Here is a 21,954-nt window from a genome sequence, read left to right as displayed (position 1 = left end):
GCACATTATCCTATGCGCCGCTTGCTGAAATTTGAGTAAAAGAATTAGAAAAATGAAAATCACAATTTTAAAGGTATGCCTGGTAGGGATATTGGCAGCCTTCAGCATTTCAGCATATTCCGGCCCCATCAAGGGCGACTACGATAGCGTTGTAAAGGAGTATATCGACAGCCACATGAACGGGAATTATAAGATACTGAAAAAGATCATGAATAATGATGCCACATTCAGCATTCCCCGGGCAGAAAAAGTCATCGTCCAAACCAAACCGGACATTGTCGACGCGATGAAAACGGATGGCGGCGTTAAACAAAATTGCGAAGCCAAATATGAAGTAGTTGCAAAAAGCAGCGCATTAGTTATGGTTCGGGTTGATTTCTGCTATGACAATTGCGTTCAGCAAAATTTCCTGGTGCTTGAAAAGAATAATGATAAAGAATGGAAGATCGCCCAGGTATATAAAGTATTTAATGACAAAGAGCCCGGCATGACCGAGCCAAAAGTAATTGCGAATAAAGTTAATTAACTATTTACAATCAATCTCTCACAAGTCACCCCATTTGATGGGGTGACTTTATGCCTAAAAACCTTATTATTTCCTCAAAATACCAATTTTTTCATAAAAATTCACCCAATTGGGGGTATACAGCATCCCCTTTTGCCTTGTTATCTTTGGTTATTCTTTGGTAGTAACTGATCTCTCACCATTACCCGGTTAACACTTGCGTACCTGCTGATACTAGCGTTTTCCGATACCAATAACCAAATTATTACAGTGAATTTACTATGAAAATAAAATACATACCCATTTTTACCGACGACCTGGAAGGCCAGGTAAAATTTTTCATCGACAACCTCGGGTTTGAAGTGTGTGATAAGAAAAATTTACTTACCTCACGCGAGTGCGTCATCATGCAAACTTCGAGCCCCGACATTTTCATTCTTGTAGCGAAAGACTACGGTTACGACAACAGGAGGTGTAATATAGTAGTCAGCACAGACGATTGCCTGAACGATTATCACCACCTAAAATTAGCCGGAATACAGTTTTATAATGAACCGCAATATACCCCAACCGGGCTGAGGGCCGAATTTGCCGATCCATCCGGTAACCGTTGTTTATTAATTGAGGAGCGAAATTATAACGATCTGACGTGATGGAATATTTAAGAACACTACGGAACAATAATGTTATATACAGCGGTACGCGCAATAACACTAATCAGCAAACCACGTCTGATTTCAGTATCCGGTTTGTTTTTAGTGGCAACGAGCGGTATAACATTGGAAAAAGGCAGCTTTCTATCTATACCGATTCATTTTTGATTTTGAATAAGGGCACCCATTATACCAGTACGGTGGAGAGCGCTATCCCGGTGCAATCTTTCGGGATAAGTTTTGACGATAAATTTCTGCAGGATTTTAAGAATGGCTGGCAAGTTAAGGACGATACTTTGCTGGATTTGAACAAGTACCCCTTTATCAACAGGTATGAGCATGAGTTTGATGAAACTATTTACCCTTTCAAAGGCGATTTATTTTTCAATATAAACCACCTGAAACATCACCTCGATCGTGGCTTGCAGGATGAATTACTAATAAACGAATACCTGCATCATTGCTTGATCAACTATTTCCAGATATTTAATGAGGAGATCTTTCAAAAAGCGCAGCGGCTAAACTTTTTGAGCAAAAGCACCAAAATTGAGATTCTGCGGAGGCTTAACCTGGCTAAAGAATATTTGTATTCTAATTACAATACCAACATCAGCCTGGATGAACTTGCCGAATATGCGTGCTTATCGGTCACCCATTTATTGCGCACTTTCAGGCAGGCGTTTCATCAAACACCTCACCAGTTTTTGGTGCAGATCAGGTTGCAAAGGGCGAAAGATCTATTAAAAAACACTGACTATCCGGTAAACGAAATTGTAAACATGGTTGGCTTTGATTGCCCCAGCTCATTTATACGTCTTTTTAAAGACCGCTTTAAAACCACGCCTATGAAATACAGGCTGAGTTTTTAAACAGGCTATCCGGCTGATAGCCTTCCCGATATGCGAAAGTCACACAATTATGGTGATTTTCGCATATCGCTCTCTATTCCCATTATTTAAAATTGTTGCAGGTAAGCTTCTTGCCCGACTGATCTTCTCATCAATTGCTGCTCATAGCAAACCCATAACCTCTGCATTTCACTATAAAATGAAAATCAAATACATACCTGTATTTACTAATGACATTGAAAAACAAGTAGCTTTTCTTACCGAAATCTTAGGGTTTGAGGTTTTCGGCAAGAAAAACCTTTTACCCGACCAGGAAGGCGTATTAATAAAAACCAATAGCCCCGATCTTTTTATGGTTGTAATGACAGCCCCTGACGGGTCATACGCCAGGAGCCAGATCATCATCAATAGCCATGATTGTTTAAGTGATTATTACAACTTAAAAATGGCCGGCGTTGTCTTTTCTAATGAACCGCATTATTTGCCAATGGGTTTAGGCGCCGAGTTTTCTGACCCATCCGGAAATCAATATTTGTTAATAGAGGAGCGCAGTTATAACAGCCTGGCTTAACAATTTCCACCGCATCAGTTCATCGTTTTTTAACCCTGATGTGCTAAAATTCTCAAAAAGGCGGTTTTCGCATATCGGGTGGCGATTCCCGCATATCCCCTCCAGCCGCTAACAGTTAAAATTGCCTTTAGACATTAGCCTGGCTAATGGGTAGTATGAAAAGCACACCTTTTTTATAGATATCCCCCAGATTGGTTTAGGCAATATCGATAATTCTCCATCACACTCTCACATGATGGAGGTGTAATTAACTGATGATAATTAATATGCAACGCGACTTGAACTATTCAGTTTATGACCTATTCCTTTTTTCATACAACAAGGAAATAGTCAGCCTGTCTAAACTATTCATTGAAGACGGCTAGTTGCATGTAGTTATCATCAGACAGTTAACAAACCCTTCATCGGGTACCTGAATGCCTGGCATTCCCGACTGTCTAAAATCGAATAATCAAATGCAAGATTCAAATATCAGCTAAATGAAAAAAAATATACTAACATGTCTGCTTCTGCTTTTATTATGTGTAGCACAAGCATATGCGCAAGATCTGAAGGTTACCGGTACCGTAACCTCAAAAGAAGATGGATTACCAATTCCCGGTGCAACGATAAAGGTAAAAGGTACCACAACAGGAACCCAAACTGATATAAAAGGTCAGTATTCTATAACGGTTCCACAAAATGCAATACTTGTTTTCAGCTTCCTTGGGTATACTTCAACCGAACAATCCGCTCCCGCATCGGGTGTGTTGAATGTTGTACTCTCCACTGAAATTAAGGGGCTCAATGAGGTTGTTGTAACCTCCCAGAACATCAGGAGAGAAAAAAGGACTTTGGGATATTCTGCACCCACTGTGAGCGCCAATGAGTTGACCCAAGGCGAAAACCCAAGTGTTCTCACTTCATTGACAGGCAGAGTTGCCGGCGTAAACATTACGTCGACTTCAAACACTCCGGGTGGCTCAACAAGGGTAGTTTTTCGCGGTGGGTCGTCTATTACAGGTAACAACCAGCCTTTAATAGTTGTTGATGGCGTTCCTATAGATAACTCAAGTATTGTCAGTGGCGCAAACAGCTTAACCGCGGTCGATTTCGGTAACAGGGGTAATGATATCGACCCCAATGACATAGAATCTGTCACCGCACTAAAAGGCCCTGCTGCTGCAGCGCTTTATGGCTCAAGAGCGTCTAATGGAGCCTTGATGATCACCACAAAATCAGGCACGAACCGTGCAAAAAAGCTGGAAATAACGCTTAACTCTGCAGTTACACTATCATCGGTCCTCAAATTACCTACTTTTCAAAATGAGTATGGCCAGGGTTACATGTCAGGTTCCGCTACCAGCGCCGGGTATGTTACAGGTATAGATGACGCCAGTGACAACTTTAGCTGGGGCGCGCCTTTTACCGGCCAGGTACAGCCATGGGGGCAACAAATTGATGGCGTTAACCAAATGAAGCCTTATTCGGCTTTGCCAAACAATATAAAGGACTTTTTCTCGACCGGTTTTGCCGTAGATAATAACGTTGGTATTGCATCGGGTGATGATAAAAGCAGCTTCTATATGGCCTTAAACTCGTTAAACTCCAACGGTATCTATCCGGGCAACAGCGATATCTATGATAAATACGGGGTACGTTTTAATGGCAAAACTAAGCTCTCAAACAATTTTACTGCGAGCATTAATTTTAATTACAATAAAATTCAGGGCAATACGCCTTCAAATGGGCAGAATGCAAACGGTATATGGAATGCCTTAATGCAAACGCCAAGGGATATTCCTATTAACAAGATGGGAGACTTAGGCAACAAGTACAATGGCTATAATCCAATTACCAATACCTATGGTTTTTATGGTGCTTTTGTTTTAAACCCGTATTGGGTCCTTCAAAATTTCAGCAACCTGGATGACATTAACCGTGTTACAGGCGATGTTAATCTGACTTATCAACCTGCTCAATGGTTAAGTATAGTAGAACGCGTAGGTGTCGATTCGTATTCGGACCGCAGGAAACTTATTACACCAAAATATGATTTTACCCCGGCGGATGAATCAGGATCAGGATTATGGATTGACGAAACGAATAACGGATCTTATGAGATAGACCAATATAATGTAAACGAAGTGGTACATGACCTGATGATCACTGCAAGCCACAAGTTTGATAATGGTTTTGCCGCATCGTTATTGCTGGGAAATAATTTCAGGGAACGCTCTACCACTTCTAATTTAACAAGTACCAATACCAGCGGTGGTTTGGTAGTTCCTGGCTGGTATAACCTTAATAATAGTAATGGACCGGTAGACGTACTTACAGATCTTATATCCATAAAAAGAACGGTGGGTTTTTATGCTGATTTAAATCTTTCATACAAGGAGTTCCTGTTTTTAGAGGGTACCTTAAGAAACGACAGGTCTTCTACATTGCCATTGAATAACTATTCTTATTTCTATCCAAGCGTAAGTGGATCATTTGTATTCAGCGAATTGCTGAAGAATACTGCCATTGGTAACTTCTTAAGTTACGGTAAACTGCGTTCGAGCTTTGCGCAGGTAGGTAGCGATACCAATCCGTATCAATTGTTGACCACTTATGGGTCAACCACTGTCAATGGATCTTTTGGCAATACCAAATTTCCATTCGGTAATGTTTCCGCATTGCAGGTCGGATCGGTACTTGGCAATGCTACACTGAAACCAGAGCAAACAAGATCATTTGAAGTAGGTACAGAGTTAGCCTTTTTACAAAACAGGTTTTCTCTCGATTTCAGCTACTATGTTAACGATTCAAAAAATCAGATCCTATCTATTCCGATCCCTAACTCAACCGGATATGGCTTTAATACGGTAAACGCAGGGGAGATTCAAAATAAAGGTATAGAGTTGAGTTTGCGCGGCACCCCAATTAAAACCAGCGACTTTAGCTGGGAGTTATATGGCACATTCACCAAAAATAACAGTGATGTACTGGCCCTGCCAAACGGAGTTTCACAGGTTGTAATAGGAGGTTTCAGCGGCATGAGTATAGTCGCAGCTAAAGGTTATCCTTACGGAGAATTTTACGCGACAACAAACCAAACAGATGCGCAGGGAAGAACGATTATCAATCCTGCTACCGGGCAACCGAAACCTACATTAACAGCCCAATACTTAGGTTCATATCAGCCTAAATATCAGGCGTCATTGGGGACAACCGTTAGATATAAAGGCTTTAGCCTGAATGCATTATTTGATGTTAAACATGGCGGCGTATTATTTTCAGACACCAAATCCCTTGTTGATTTCGTAGGTACAGGTATTGAAACCGGCGGCCCAAGATTTGGCCAGCCGTTCCCTAATTCCGTTTACCTGGATGCCAACGGCAGAAGCGTTCCAAATACAAATATACCTTACTCCGTGTATAATTATTTTACAAGCGTGATAAGCAATACACCAGGTATGGACATTGTAGACGCTTCTTATATTAAGCTACGCAGCGCCAGCATATCTTATACTTTTAACAAAGCACAATTAAGAAACCTGCCGTTTGGTGCGGTAACCGTGGGCGTATTTGGTAACAACCTGTTCTTATGGACACCGAAATCCAATGCATACGTAGATCCGGAAGTAAACTCAAGCGGCGCCGGAAACGAGCAAGGCTTTGATTTTGCCGGAACGCCATCAGTGAGGAACTATGGTTTCAATTTAAAAGTTTCATTTTAATAGCTCCTATCATGAAAAGAAAATATAATAATTTAAAACGGGCCTTGTTTATAGTGCTTGTTGCTGCATTTGGATTTTCAGGATGCAAAAAGATCCTGGATGTCAATCAAAATCCAAATAACCCGGATCATGCAGACCCTACATTGCTTTTGCCTACCACACAGGCAGCAGTTAGCCAGGTAGTAGGAAATTCCTTCCAGGTATTTGGTAATATATGGGCCGAATACTGGACCCAGAGCCCTGTTGCATCGCAATACAAGTCTATGGATCAATATGCTCCGATAGCAACCAACTTTGACAACCCGTGGCTTAATTTATACCGTGTCGCATTAGTAAACTCGGACTTGATCATAAAAAGTAATCAAGCCGGATTAGACAATGTTAAAGGTATTGCCTACCTGATGAAAGCTTATAGTTTTCAGTTAGCCACTGATGCTTTTGGAGACATACCTCTTTCGCAGGCGTTGCAGCCAACTGTATATCCAAACCCTAAATACGATAAGCAGCAGGCAGTTTATGATAGTATATTCGTGTACATTCATAAAGCATTACCCTTGCTTAATGCAAATGCCGTGTCGCCGGGCGGACAGGATATGATCTACCAAGGTGATATGAGCAAGTGGATAGCTTTTGCCAACACGCTTGAGCTTAGGGCATATTTACGATTGTCTAATATTGATCCAAATACTGCTCAGGCGGGTATCGCGGCATTGTACCAAACTAATCCGACATTCTTAACGGAAGATGCAACGATTACCTATACCTCTACGGGTGGTAACGAGAACCCATTTTATAACGAAGCGGCCAGTCCTACATTAGGTAAAATTCAAAATGTGGTAGCGAGTTCAACTGCTGTAAACGCTTTTACAGGAAACAATGACCCCCGTTTAGCTAAATTTTATACGCTGTTTATCGATAAAGTTAGTCCTGTCGACTCTCTCGAATCTATTCCGCAAGGTAGCTATATTCAGTATCCCAATAAGAAAGTCTCTACGCCGTCTCCACTAGTTGGGGGCCGGGCTAATGACCCAACTTCTGCTACAGCGCCCGTTAAACTGCTATCGGCTGCCGAAAGCTACTTTTTACAGGCTGAAGCTGTTGCAAGAGGGTGGGCTACGGGCAATGCAAGTGCTTTATATACACAAGGTATACAAGCAAGCTTTGACGCTACAGGCGCAGGCGATGCTACAACCTATATCAACACAGCGCCGGACGGATTAGTAGCCTTAACCGGCGCCGCCTCCGTTAACGCCAAGGTCAAAGCTATCATTACCCAAAAGTATTATGCCATGTGTGGTTTCCAGGGTTTTGAGGCATGGACAGAATGGAGAAGAACAGGTTACCCTGTTTTCTGGGTTCAATCGGCTGCGACAACAATTGCCGCGGGACAAAAGCCATTGCGTATGCTTTATCCTAACACGGAACTAACCTCAAATTTGAATTATCCGGGAACTGTTCCGATTACTACACCAGTTTGGTGGGGATTAGCGAACCCATAATTTTAGAAATAGGTGAAATTAAAAAAGTCTGTCTCGAAAGGGATAGACTCTTTTTTTTACACTGGGATATTTTCAATTGCTTATACGGTTGAACCAAAGAAAGTACTATCCTGAAAATAGTTCAAAATCCGGGTTTTGGATCCCTTTTAGGCGATTTTCGCACATTGAGGAAGTATACTAAATTTTATGTTTGTAATGGCCGGATAGTTTATCGTTAAGACATTTGGTCAGTTAATAGTTAATTAAAAAAGTCAATTACGCGAGGTAGTTGACTTTTTTTGTTTGCAGAAGCCGTAAAAAACTGTCCCAGCAGGGTCTCCCACCGGGGACCCTGCGTTAAAGGAACCAGGAACCATATCTGTTTGCGAAAAAGTAGTGCACACAATGCAGGGTCCCTTTCAGGAGACCCTGCTGAGACGGAAGTAATCAAACAACTATGTCATTTCCTTTAGATAAGTTTATTCTTACGTGCAATCTGGATTGCATTAGCTCTGGAGTGCACATCCAATTTGACGTAGATGTTTTTAATGTGGGTTTTCACTGTTTCCAGTTCGATAAACAAGTCTTCGGCTATTTCGCTTCGTTTTTTGCCATCGGCAACCATGCGCAAAATTTCTGTTTCGCGTTTAGAAAGGGGTGATTCCTGGTTCTTTTGGAACGACCTGATCACCATCCGGGCGATATTTTTGCTCATTGGGCCGCCCCCGTCCCGCACTTCATATAAAGAATCAATTATTTTTTGTGAAGAAGAGTCTTTTGTGATATATCCGGATGCGCCGTTTGAAAGTGCCTGCATTATTTGCTCTTCGCTTTCAAAAACGGTTAGCATCAATACATGTGTTCGGGGGAGTTGCTTCTTAACAAGCGGTATCGCTTCAATGCCGCTCATGCCGGGCAGTTGGATATCCATCAGGATAACATCCGGCTGATCGTTTGCGATATATCTTTCAGCATGCTCAAAAGAGGTGTAGCCATTAACTACAGTTATCCCCTCTTCAACCTCTATCAATTGCTTATAAGTTTGGAGCAAAATCTTATCGTCCTCAATAATAACTACGCGTATAAATCCATGCATCTTACCCTGGGATTGGAAATATCACCTGGCTGGTAGTGCCCACGTTTATATTAGAATCGATGTCTAATTTCCCGTTTAGCCTTTTAGCCCGGTTCTGCATATTCCGAAGTCCGTTGCCTGTTGGTAATAAGTGCTCTTTATCAAACCCACGGCCATTGTCGGATATCGTAATACAAATCTGTTTATAAGACGTTATCTCTATGGCAAGTGTTACATTTTTTGCTCCCGAATGTTGTAAAATATTATGCAAAAGTTCTTTGCAGATCAAAATAATATTGCGGCCCGTACCCAGCGGCAGACGTATCTTTTTAAATACCGGGTCATTATCAGAAGCCTGGTAGGAAACATCAGAACTACTAAATAATTCTCTCCCAAAATTCATGATCAACTCATACACATCATACAAGTTGTCATTGTCCGGATTAAGTGCCCACAAAATGTTTTTGGTACCAGAATAAAGCTCGTCCACGCTGGTCCTTATGTTCTGTATCAATATTTTCTCGTCAGCTTTATCTTTGGTGATCTTTTTATCCAAAAGCTCCGATAACAGGTTTATCCGGGTGAGTTTATTTCCCAGATCATCATGAAAATCTTCGGCGGTTTGCCGGCGTACAAAGGCTTGTTCTTCGAGTTTTAATTGCTCGATGTATGCCGCTTTCCGGTTATTTTGATAGATCTTATACCGGTAGATGCCATAAGCTGTCGAAAGGAAAATGACGATAATTAATATTTTGAAAGTCGCACTTTGAATAAACGTCGGCGTTATGGTGAATGAGAAAGTTGCCGGGGCCCTGTAATAACCATCGCTATTTACCGCCCTCACTTTAAATGTATAATGTCCTGGCGGAAGATTAGGATATTCCACATAATCACGAGGTTCTGGTTTACCGTAAGTTGTATCGAGGCCTTCCAATTGATGTTGATACAAGATGTCGCGATTGTCAGAAAAGTCAATAGCCTGATATTCGATCTCGATATGGCTTTTATCAGATGACAGGGATAAATTTACCGGCAGTTTATATCCTTTTTGGTAGGCATACTTTACGCTGTCCTTAATTTTCATAGGCAGCCAAACGCTCTGAATAACCGTGTTGGGAACAGGAACGGCTTTTTCGTCCTTGTTTGTTTTATATATAAATACGCCACGCGTTGTGCCCACCAAAATATTAGTGTCCGTATGCAGTATGGAATTCTGGTTACACTCCGCTATCGGGTTAAAAATACTTTCCTTAACCAGTGTCATCCGGCTATGATCGGTGATCTTAAATTTATTTACCCCCTTGCCTGTACCGAGCCATAATGCATCCTTTATGATATCAATACCATATATCGTATTTGATAATAAACCATTTTTTGTGTTGATGTTATTTACCTCATTGGTTTTGGTATTCCATATGAAAAGGCCGTAATCATTTGTACCTATTAAAAGAAATGAGCCGTGGATGCATAGTGTTTCTACGTTTTTGCCAGCCACAGCTTTCAACATAAAATTAGTATCCCATTTTTTGTTTTTCACCAATAAAACACCGTTCAGTGTAGCAACAAATACAGAATCAGCGCCCTTTGCTGCTACTGCGGAGGCATACTGCATCAGGTTAGGAACCTGGACCACTTTTCCATTTTCCAGATAAGAACAACCATAGCTGGTTGCCATCCAGATAGTGTTATCCATGCCCTCGGCCATGTGATTATATATCACAGGGTTTTTTACTGAAACAGGAGTATAATTGGATTTGCCTGCATATTTTACCCACAATCCCAGGTTGTCCGTGCCGACCCATAAGTTGTCCTTACTGTCATTAAGTAAACAATTAACACGAAGCTTGGAGGATTCTTTGCCTTTAATGATCTCCTGTCTAAGCTTATGGCTTGCAAATGACCATAACCCGCCCCCGTTGGTTCCCCAATATAATTTACCTTTTGAATCTTTTGCCATGCTCATTACGGCTTCATTATTCAATCCCTGTGATTTGTCGTAGATAACAAAATCGTCATTTTCATAACTGTATAGCCCGTCCCCGTCTATGCCGAACCATGTACGGCCATCCTCATCACAAAAGATGTTAAAAACCCGCTCGTTGGTAAGCCCATTGCTTTCGTTAAAATATTTAACCGATTGCCCATTAATTAGCAAGGCTCCTTTATTTGTCCCGATCCATAGATTTTTATGGTGATCCTGCGCGATACAGGTAAGCTCATTAAATTCGGAAAAATAGGATGGAATGTTTATTTTTTCTACCTGGTTACTGTCGCATTGAAATAAACCCATATCAGATACAAACACCACCGCTCCCGGTGCCCTGTCACTAAAAACAAAATCTTTAACGTATTGGTCTTTTGCATTGAATACTAAATGCCAACCTGTCTGGTCCAGTTTATATATTCCTGAATGATAAAGAGCAGCATATAAATTTCCTTGCTTATCAGTTTGCAATGCAGTTACCAGATCCTTCTTAGCTATGATATCCTGAACAACAAGCTGACTGTCAACTAATTTAAACACCTTGGAAGCTGCTACAGCCCATATGTCATTATTTCGGTCAACCACCAGTTTATAGATGGTCCGGACATTGATTTTGTCCTTAAATTTATAATTGACAATTCCTTTGTTAGTAAACGCAGTTAATCCCCTGTTTCCGCCCCAAAAAACGTTACCCTTATGGTCGCAGGTGATAACGAAATTAGAGTTGGACATCAGCCCTTCTTCAATAGAATAAGTGTTGAATTTCTTTCCATCAAAACTATTGATGCCTCCCAAAGTGGAAAGCCATATTTGTTTCTCCTTATCCTGGCAAATCGCTAAAACCTGTGATTGCGCTAAGCCATTTGTCAGGTCATAATGATGGAAATTGTACTTCTGAGCGTACAAGACGGAAGAACAAAAAATCAGGAATATCAATAAAAATAACTTCAGAAAAAGTCTGGGTATGATTGAAAAATGTACAGGAATTTCATTACCGTCCGGGGCTATCGGTATCGATTTGATCATTGTCGCCAATTATGAGAGATGTAAATTTAACACTTCGGTGACAAAAATAAATACCCCTAAAGGGGGTATTTGAACTATCAATATTTAATGACAAAGTAGCTTGTTTTACGTTTGAGCTCGCCATTTACCTTATATTCAAGAACATAAAAATAAGTACCGGGCCGCTGCATTTCTTTGGTGATGTTTGAATGACCATCGAATACCTTATTTTGATTATCATAGCCAGTTATCTCGAATATCGTGTTACCATTTCGGTTCATTAAGGTGACTTTATTATCAGGATAGCTTTCGATATTATCAATATGCAATACATCATTTATCCCATCGCCATTTGGCGATAGTGCCGGCCTTACTGAAGGCTCGTCTACTGGCACATAGGTTTCATGCAGAGGATTAACAACAGACACAAGCGCGGCTGTTGACGGATTGATCGTTAGCGTTCCTGCTACATAGGTAATCGTATAGTTAGCGTCAACTGCCCCGCTCGCTGTAATAGGGTATGTTCCAACAGGCGAGCTGGTGGTGGCAGTGGTAGTTATTGTTGGCTGAGTTGTCAATGCAGAATTGGTTTCACCATTTACAAAACCGCTGTAGCTTACTGTTAGTGTCGGATTAACCTTTCCCTGAATTTTGGTTTGATTATTAGCCGTGATCTTCAGCGGCACCTTACTTACGGTAATACTACCGGTAACGTAAGTAATAGTATAGTCGGCCGCTATGAAAGTACCGCCGGTTGCTGCTGATGGCGTTACCGAACCGGAATAACTTCCTGCTTTTGAGGTTGCGGTAGCGCCTGTTCCATAGGCAATTGTCACAGTGCCAATGGTTTGACTATTCTTCAAACCGGATGAGGTAAAGGCAGTTGAACCCGTCCGCCCTGTAATTGCTGTACCATAATTCTTAGTCACACCAGCAGCGGTGATGGTCAAAGTTGCTTTGCTCACGGTGATATTTCCGGCGACATAGGTTATTGTATAGTTAGCGGCAACAAACGTTCCCCCGGTTGCTGCAGATGGAGTAGCAGTACCGGTATAGGTACCCACAGCTGCGGTTGCCGCCGATCCTGTACCGTAGGTCATGGTAACGCTGCCTATGGTTTGGCTGTACGCCAATCCGCTGGAGGTAAATGCTGTTGAACCCGTCCCGCTTGTTAAGGACGATCCATAAGTCTTGGTCACACCGCCCGTAATGGTCAATGATGCTTTAGTTACCGTAAGGGTTTGTTGTTTGCTGCTTGTACCATTATTTGCGGTGATAGTTGATGTACCCACTCCAACGATATGGATATTGCCGGATACAATAGTCGCTACCGAAGTATTACTGCTGGTATAGGTAATAGTTCCCGTTGTGGTTGTTGCACCCGGACTAAAATTAGCGACACCATACACTTTGGATGGGATCGCATTAAATGTCAAAGTATTGGCTGCCGTTACAGTAAGCGTACCTGCTACATAACTAATAGTGTAATTGGCCGCAGCAGCACCGCTGGCTGTAATTGGATAAGTGCCCGCAGGTGAGCTAGTAGTCGCAGTAGTAGTTACGGTTGGCTGGGTAGTTAAAACTGTATTGGTTTCGCTATTTACAAAACCGCTGTAGCTAACAGTTAATGTTGGATTAGCAACGCCCTGTGTTTTGGTTTGATTATTGGCTGTAATTGTGAGCGCGGCCTTATTGACGGTGATGTTACCCTTGTTATAGGTAATGGTATAATTACTTGCTGTAAAAGTACCACCGGTTGCTGCGGATGGAGTTACTGAGCCGGTATAAGAGCCCGCGGCTGTAGTTGCCGCCGAGCCTGTTCCATAAGCTATAGTAACGGAGCCTATAGTTTGCCCATTAGCAAGGCCACTTGAAGTAAAGGCTGTTGAACCAGTGCCGCCTGTCAGCGTTGCTCCGTAAGTTTTGGTTACATTGCTGGCGGTAATGGTTAGCGCAGCAGCCGATACGGTGATATTGCCTTTATTATAGGTAATGGAATAATTGCTTGCGCTAAATGTTCCCCCGGTTGCTGCTGATGGAGTTATCTGGCTTGTATATGTGCCTATAGCGGTTGTAGCGGAAGCCCCTGTACCATAGGCCATAGTAACGCTCCCTATGGTTTGACCATTCACAAGGCCGCTTGAAGTGAAGGCAGTTGAGCCCGTGCCACCGGTAATTACAGTTCCGTAAGTCTTTGTTCTGTTACTTGCTGTTATTGTCAGCGGTGCGGCCGTAACAACGATACTATTGGAGTTGTAAGTAATGGTGTAGTTTCCCGCTTTAAATGTACCACCGGTTGCAGCAGATGGAGTAACCGATCCGCTGTAAGTGCCAACGGCAACCGTTGCAGCCGAACCTGTACCATAAGTGATGGTAACACTACCTATCGTCTCGCCGTTCACTAAGCCTGATGAGGTAAAGGCAGTTGAGCCTGTTCCTCCCGTAAGAGTACTGCCATACGTTTTATTTACGCTGTTGGCAGTAATGCTTAATGTTGCAGCAGTTACGGTTAAGGTCTGCTGCAAACTCGTCGAGCCATCATTGGCAGTAATGGTTGAAGTACCCACCCCTACGATATGAATATTACCCGAAACGATTGTTGCAACTGATGTATTGCTGCTGCTATAAGTTATAGGTGAGGAACTCGACGCACCAGGACTAAAATCAGCAGTACCATAGACTTTCGATGGTATCGGACCAAAGCTCAGGGCCATACCACTTACGGTTAAAGTACCGGCTACATAGCTGATGCTATAATTGCCATCAACTGCACCACTTGCTGTGATCGGGTAGGTACCTACAGGCGAACTTGAGGTTGCAGTAGTACTTACTGTTGGCTGCGCTGTCAGAGCTGTATTGGTTTCGCTGTTTACAAAACCACTATAACTAACGGTCAAAGTTGGATTGGCTGCACCCTGTGATTTGGTTTGATTGTTGGCAGTGATGGTCAATGCCGCCTGTCCGACAGTCAATATACCAGCTACATAGCTGATACTGTAGTTAGCATTTACCGCGCCGCTTGCTGTGATCGGGTATGTTCCTACGGCCGAGCCGGTAAGTGCCGTCGTTGCGATAGTTGGCTGTGTTGTCAAATTGCTTTGTGAATCACCATTTACAAAACCACTATAACCAACGGTCAATGTTGGATTGACTGAACCGTATGTTTTAGATTGATTATTAGCTGTAATGGTTAGTGCCGCTTGTCCGATAGTTAATGTTCCCGCTACATAACTGATGCTGTAATTACTATTTACTGCGCCACTTGCTGTGATGGGATAAGTGCCCGCGGATGAGCCGGTAGCCGCTGTCGTAGCTATTGTTGGTTGTGTTGTTAAACTGGTTTGTGTATCGCCGTTGACGAAGCCGCTATAGGTCGCAGTCAGTGTCGGATTAACTGCTCCATAGATTTTTGATTTATTGGCTGCGGTGATGGTTAGAGCAGCCTGGTTAACAGTCAAAGTTCCTGCCACGTAACTGATCGTATAATTATTAGCCGCCGCGCCACTTACTGTGATCGGGTAAGTTCCAACCGATGAGCCGGTAACCGCAGTTGTGGCAATAGTAGGCTGAGTGCTTAAGACAGAACTGGTCTCATTATTTACAAATCCGCTATAGGTTACCGAGAGCGTTGGGTTAACTACGCCATAAGTTTTTGATTTATTAGCAGCAGTGATTGTTAATGCTACAGGTGTTACCGTCAGTGTTTGCTGTAAACTGGTGGTACCGTCGTTGGCTGTTATCGTTGATGTACCGGCACCAACAATATGGATATTGCCGGAGACGATAGTCGCGACAGCAGGATTACTACTGGTATAAGTAATAGATGATGTACTTGTAGCTCCCGGACTAAAATCTGCAGTACCATACGCGGTAGATGATATCGGGTTGAAAGTTAAAGCCGGGGCGTTGACTGTCAGCGTTCCGGGCGTATAACTGATCATATAATTCGCATCAACTGCCCCACTGGCAGTGATTGGGTAAGTACCTATTGGTGAACTGGTGATGGCAGTAGTACTTACTGTAGGCGGCGTAGTTAAAGCAGCGCTTGTTTCACCGTTCACAAATCCGCTATAGTTTACGGTCAATGTTGGATTGACAGTACCCTGCACTTTGGCCTGATCGTTCGGTTTGATTGTCAATGACGCCTGGTTAATAGTCAAGGTTCCCGCTACATAGCTGATCGTATAATTAGGGCTTGCCGCACCACTTGCTGTAATCGGATATGTTCCTACAGCAGCGCTCGCAGCGACAGTGTTTATCGATGGCGGCGTGGTCAAATTACCAGGGCCATCGCTGTTCACAAACCCACTATAGCCCACAGTCAAAGTTGGGTTAACCGCACCATAAATTTTGGACTGACCATTTGCAGTAATTGTGAGAGGTACAGGTGTTATAGTCAGCGTTTGCTGTGCGCTGGTACTGCCATTATTCGCTGTGATGGTTGTAGATCCTGCCCCAACTATATGGATATTACCTGAGACAATGGTGGCGACATTCAGGTTGCTGCTGGTATAGGTGATTGTTCCACCGCTTGCACCTGCGCTAAAATCACCTGAGCCATAAGCCTGGGAGGAAATAGGGTTAAACGTAATTGGTATAGCATTTACGGTCATGGTACCCGGCACATAGGTCATGCTATAATTAGCATCCACTGCTCCGCTCGCTGTGATCGGATAATTAGCCGGTGGCGAATTAATATCGGCTGTGGTGGATACTGCAGGCTGCGTATTCAGGTTGAGCGCTGTCTCACTGTTCATAAAACCATCGTAAGATACAGTCAATGGCGGGTTAGGATTGCCATACATCCTGTTTTGGTTATTAGCTGTTATCTTTAAAGGAGCCCGCGTTACGGTTAACGTACCATTAGTATATGTAATACTGTAGTTTGGATCTGCTGCCCCATTTACCGTGATAGTATAACTTCCTACTATTGAGTTGTTATCAGCATTAGTTGATATGGTTGGCAAAGTATTCAGACTTGCGGCACTTTCACTATTTACAAAACCACTATAGCTTATGGTCAGAGGCGGGTTATCAGCACCGTATGTTTTGGTTTGATTATCGGCGCTAACCGTAAGCGGTGCGGGCGAAACTGTTAAACCCTGGTCAATGCTGGTTTTACCATCATTAGCAGTAATAGTTGTACTGCCTGCGCCAACGATATGTACATAACCATTTGAAATAGTTGCTACCGAGGTATTACTGCTGGTATAAGTTATGGGTGATGAACTATCAGCACCGGGATCAAAATCAGCATCACCATAAGTTTGGGTTGGTAAAGGGCCAAAAGTGAGGGCAAGACCGCTTACTGTTAAAGTACCTGGTGTGTAGCTGATATTATAATTAGCATCCACCGCATTATCAACAGTGATTGGATAGTCGCCTTCTGGGGAATCAGTAGTTGCTGTGGTAGTAACGGTAGGCTGAGTGGTTAAATTATTTTTAGTATCGCCGTTTACAAAGCCGGTATAAGTTAAGGTCAAAGCCGGGTTTGCATGTCCCTGTATTTTTGATAAATTATTAGCGGCAATAGTTAAATCTGCCTGTGTTACTGATAATGTCCCCCCGACATAAGTGAAGGTATAATTGTTATCTATAGCTCCGCTCACTGTTATCGGATAAACTCCTACTGCCGGGCCCGAAGTTGCTGTGGTGGTAGCCAACGGCAAATGTGTTAAACTTTCCGGCGTTTCATTATTTACAAAACCGCTGTAGTTTACTGTCAAAGCAGGCATCACACTACCGTAAATCATGCTCTGGTTATCCGCTGTTATCGTTAACAATGCCTGTCCGACTGCGTCGTTACCATTTACAAGTTGAACAGTATAATTAGACAGGTCAGTACCTTGCGAAGGTACCGGTGCCGAAGGAATGATTGGATAATTATTTGCTGATGCTGATGCCGGTGCACCCGCACTGGTTAAAGTAACCCCATCAATACCATCGCCATTAATTAATCCTGTCGCTATGAACTCTGTACCTGCAAATGTTTGCGTTGTGCCGTATACTTTAGTACCGTTGTTAGCTGTTATGGTTAGCGCCGTCTTTCCAACTATGATATTTCCCGGAACATAGTTAATACTGTAATTATTGGGATTGAAAGTTGCCCCTGTGGCATTTATTGGGGTCACCGAGCCAGGATAAGTTCCAACTGCTGCCCCGGCATCTGCGCCCGAACCGTAATTTATAGTGACGTTGTCAATAGTTTCATTGCTTTGCAAACCGGAAGCATTGAATGCGTTCGATGGATTGCCACTGGTTAAGCTTGTGCCATAAGTTTTGCTTGCATCTTTTGCCGTGATAGTTAATGGTGCGGGCGTAACAGTAAGTGTTTGCGTTTGAATGACGTTAACTGCAGTTGCAGTAATAGTTGAGGTACCCACGCCAACAATATGAATATTGCCATTCACAATGGTTGCTACCGTCGGGTCGCTACTTGTGTAACTGATTGAAGACCCACTGGTGGCTCCCGGATCAAAATCGGGTGTTCCATAAACCGGGTCCGGAATTGCTGCAAAAGTGAGCGTTACCCCATTAACGGTAAAAGTACCAGGCGCGTAAGTTATAGTATAATTGGTTAACCCGTTACCTGTTGCCGCACTCGGGGTAATCGGATAGGTTCCAACATTTGCCAATGCAGCAGAGCCATCACTTTGCAGTGTTACAGAACTCACCGCATCACCTGTTACAAGTCCGCTTGTTGTAAACTCAGTTCCATTAAAAGTAAACAGGGAGCCATATATTTTATGCTGATCTTTTGCGGTTATAGTAAGATTAGCCTGATTTACTGTGAGCGTTTGAGTTACATTTTGAGCGGCATTAAAATTAGCAGTAGCAGCCTCGCTGGCTGTAATATTGGCCGTCCCCGCTCCAACAATCGTTACGATATTACCCGAAACGGTTGCCACAGATTGATTATCACTGCTGTAAATAATGCTTGCCCCGGCATCGGTATTATTGCTGCTTGCCGTAAGTGTGATTGGTGAATTGCCATAAGTTGCAGGTGCTAAAGCATTAAAGCTGATAATATTTGCTGCCTTTGCCCTTGTTGCAGTTATGGTATAAGTTTTTTTAGTTGTGCCATCCTGGGCGGTTACAACAACGGTGATGGTGTTATTACCTACAAGAAGATTAACCGGATTGGATGCATTACCTGATAAAACAGGAAGGCCATTTACAGTAACGCTAGCGTTGGCATCATTTACTGAGGGTGTTAGGGTAATAGAAGAGATACTGTTATCTACACTAACCGTATAGCTTGTGGTACCGCTATCAAACGAAGGAGTCAATGTGCCGTTATTAATGCCAAGTGAAGCTAAGGTTGCATCTGTAGCCGGTTGCCTGGTTACTGTTACCGTATAAGTTTTTTTAGTTACACCATCCTGCCCGGTCACAACAGTGCTGATGGTATTGTCGCCAACTACCAAATTAATAGGATTAGACGAATTACCCAGTGTAACCGGCGATCCATTTACAGTAACTGTGGCATTGGGATCATTTGCAACCGGCGTAAGTGTGATGGAGCTGATGCTATTGTCCACACTCATTGTATAGCTTGTCGTATTGCTATCGAATGAAGGACTCAAAGTACCGCTACTGGTAGTAAGCGAAGATAATGTTGCATCCGCTCCGCGGGTTATAGTTACAGTATAAGTCTGTGTCGTTGATCCGTCCTGCGCGGTCACAATCACCGTAATGATATTGGTACCAATAGCAAGATTGATGGGATTGGATGTGCCACCCGAACTAACCGGCACACCATTAACGGTAATCGTAGCGTTAGCCTGGTTTGCAACAGGCGTAAAAGTAACTGAACTGATGGTACTGCCTACGCTTGAAGTATAGCTATAAGAGCTGCTATTAAACACCGGGCTCAACGTACCCCCGCTAAAAGTAAGTGAAGATAGTGTTGCGTCCGGAGAGGGTAGCCTTGTTATAGTCAGCGTATAAGTATTGGTGGTTATGCCATCCTGGGCGGTGACAACGGTTGTAATCGTATTGACACCTAAAACCAGATTGACCGGAATTGATTGGCCGGAAGCAACAGCGACTCCGTTCACTGTTACTGTTGCATTAGGCTGATTTACGGTTGGCGTTAAATTAATAGATGCAACATTTACGGTATCTGTGTAACTGGTAATACCACTTGAAAAAGGCGGAGATAAATTGGCTCCATTAACAACAAGCGAGGATAATGTAGCATCCGTAGCAGGCGCTCTAATTATAGTTACCGAATAAGTATTAGTTGAACCACTTTGCGCAGTTACTACGGTGTTGATGACATTGGTACCAACCGCAAGATTGATCGCCCCGGATGTAGTGCCCGATGTGACTGGTATCCCATTCACAGTAACCGTGGCATTTACCTGGTTTACAGTCGGTGTTATCGTGACGGACGAAATGGAATTAGCCACGCTGGCCGTATAATTACTGGTGCAGCCGCAAAATACCGGACTCAAGGTACCATTGCTGAGCACAAAACTACTTAGGGATGCATCCGTCGAAATAACCCCGATATTGATGGTGGCGGTACTACTGCCGGCCGTATTAATGGCCGTAACGGTATAGTTTGCCGGAGGTGATCCGATAGTCGGTGTTCCGCTGATGGTACCGGTGCTTGGGTTAATGGTTAATCCGGGCGGGAGAGTTGCCGTAAATGCTGCTAAACTGCCTGAATTGGATGGGGTAAACGGTGTTATAGCCGTCCCCATTGTAAAAGTATACGAAGATGGGGAATAAACAATATTAGGGGGTAACACCGTGAGCGTACACGCCGACCATAATGGATTCGGCAGTATGTTGGCATTTAACCCGGTGCTGGTTGTGTTCGTTGACCATCCGGTAGGCTGAAAAGCGGTCTTCGAGTCAAACCAATAGTTGAAAATACTGCCGGAGGGCTGAATACAACGGACATTGTTATAGGACATCGTAATGTTTGTTGACGATGTACCCGAATAATTACCGAACGCCATACCTACCGAAGTATAGGTTGCCTGGGCAAGAAAAATAGTGTTGTAAGACATTTCGATATCGTGCCCGCCTTGTATCTGCGCACCTACGGCTCCCACATTTACAAAAATATTCGAGTCGACCCTTTGATAACCTCCTCCTAAATCTCCGGCGACCGCACCGGCATAACCTGTGCCTGGAGGATTAGTACTGCCGTTAAATGCCTGGTTACGGCAAATCCGTATGGGCGAAGCAACAGTACCACTACATTTATAAAGCGAAAACTGATCTCCAACTCCTGCGCTTGAAACATCATGAAATGACCTGTTATCTAAAACCTGGATACTCGTTCCTGTGCAACCGTTCAATTGTACAGAACTACCGCCGCCATCAGTTGATGTGGCTGTCACATTGGGGTCGATGATATTATAAAAGAAATTATACCAGATATGGATATTGTTCGTGGCCCCAACCGCATATATACCCCGGTATCCCGACTGCAAAAAACAGGTATCAATGGTTATATTATAACACCCTGAGTTTATATAGATAAGCCCGTTGGAAGTAGTTGAGTTTAGTATTTTACATTTGGTGATGTGCACATCATGCACACCTGCCGGAATTGTTATGCCCGGTGTTGCAGCGCCATTACAATTAATGGAGTATCCGGATATTGTTGAGTTCGATGTTGCGGTTATAGGGGTTTGGGCCACGTAGTTGTAGCAACCGGGTATAGATTGCCCGAAGCAATACACCGGTAGAAGGATTAAAAGAAAGATAAGGTATCTCATATCATTTCTCTCCAAAGCGGCATCGCTGCCCTTTCATCACAAATTAAACAATAGCACTTAGGGATTCCGGGTACATCAGGCGCACACAAAAATGCCCTGATAAGATAATCCGGGTTAGTTATTCTTTTTCCGCTGTTTTTCCTGCAGACTCGGGGTATTATCTACTTAATCGGCTGTATTTCAACACGTTTTTATGTTTTGAAATTAGATATTCCTGATAACATACAAAACAAATCAACCGGGAAGTTAGTCACATTTATAAGCGAGTTACTAACAAAAATCAACCTTAATTTAACTATGGATTTAATTGATTGTCAGATAAATAAAAAAATGAGATAATCGTCTTTTTCCTTTTAGAGAGTAATCTTTTAGCCGTTCATGAAAACCTGAC

Annotated in this window: 9 protein-coding genes; 6 read left to right on the top strand and 3 right to left on the bottom strand. The window is 43.0% G+C overall.

Going from position 1 to position 21,954, the window contains the following annotated elements; translation table 11 throughout:
* The first annotated feature begins 52 nt into the window (after positions 1 to 52).
* The 6 genes from VIM89_RS10425 to VIM89_RS10400 all read left to right on the top strand — a co-directional run bounded on the left by VIM89_RS10425 (position 53) and on the right by VIM89_RS10400 (position 7,780).
* Entirely contained in the window at positions 53 to 526 is a 474-nt protein-coding gene (locus VIM89_RS10425) for a hypothetical protein (protein WP_488156086.1), read from the top strand.
* Between the two features lie 260 nt (positions 527 to 786).
* Positions 787 to 1,158 carry a VOC family protein gene (locus tag VIM89_RS10420; RefSeq protein WP_488156085.1) on the top strand — a complete coding sequence of 124 codons (372 nt, stop codon included), beginning with the start codon at positions 787 to 789 and terminating at the stop codon, positions 1,156 to 1,158.
* Positions 1,158 to 2,027 (top strand): helix-turn-helix domain-containing protein, encoded by an 870-nt coding sequence (locus VIM89_RS10415; RefSeq protein WP_488156084.1) that lies wholly within the window; start codon positions 1,158 to 1,160, stop codon positions 2,025 to 2,027. The genes VIM89_RS10420 and VIM89_RS10415 overlap by 1 nt, the downstream gene beginning before the upstream one ends.
* 178 nt (positions 2,028 to 2,205) lie before the next feature.
* Complete coding sequence (locus tag VIM89_RS10410) at positions 2,206 to 2,577, top strand: VOC family protein (RefSeq protein WP_488156083.1); 372 nt, start codon at positions 2,206 to 2,208, stop codon at positions 2,575 to 2,577.
* A gap of 479 nt (positions 2,578 to 3,056) precedes the next feature.
* Positions 3,057 to 6,281 (top strand): SusC/RagA family TonB-linked outer membrane protein, encoded by a 3,225-nt coding sequence (locus VIM89_RS10405; RefSeq protein WP_488156082.1) that lies wholly within the window; start codon positions 3,057 to 3,059, stop codon positions 6,279 to 6,281.
* Positions 6,282 to 6,292: 11 nt separating this feature from the next.
* Positions 6,293 to 7,780, top strand: a complete 1,488-nt coding sequence (locus VIM89_RS10400) for a SusD/RagB family nutrient-binding outer membrane lipoprotein (protein WP_488156081.1) — start codon at positions 6,293 to 6,295, stop codon at positions 7,778 to 7,780.
* 448 nt (positions 7,781 to 8,228) lie between these two features.
* Here the strand turns inward: VIM89_RS10400 and VIM89_RS10395 are convergent, their stop codons facing one another.
* From VIM89_RS10395 to VIM89_RS10385, 3 genes are all read right to left on the bottom strand, one after another.
* Entirely contained in the window at positions 8,229 to 8,855 is a 627-nt protein-coding gene (locus tag VIM89_RS10395; RefSeq protein ID WP_488156080.1) for a response regulator transcription factor, read from the bottom strand.
* A 1-nt stretch (position 8,856) separates the two neighbouring features.
* Positions 8,857 to 11,844: a ligand-binding sensor domain-containing protein gene (locus tag VIM89_RS10390; RefSeq protein ID WP_488156079.1), complete on the bottom strand. Its 2,988-nt coding sequence runs from the start codon at positions 11,842 to 11,844 to the stop codon at positions 8,857 to 8,859.
* A 77-nt stretch (positions 11,845 to 11,921) separates the two neighbouring features.
* Positions 11,922 to 21,563: an MBG domain-containing protein gene (locus VIM89_RS10385; RefSeq protein ID WP_488156078.1), complete on the bottom strand. Its 9,642-nt coding sequence runs from the start codon at positions 21,561 to 21,563 to the stop codon at positions 11,922 to 11,924.
* Positions 21,564 to 21,954 lie beyond the last annotated feature (391 nt).

The sequence above is a fragment of the Mucilaginibacter sp. genome (assembly GCF_036568825.1).
Lineage (GTDB): Bacteria > Bacteroidota > Bacteroidia > Sphingobacteriales > Sphingobacteriaceae > Mucilaginibacter.
Note: the sequence above shows the minus strand (reverse complement) of the source record. Positions and strands in the feature narration are given on the sequence as shown.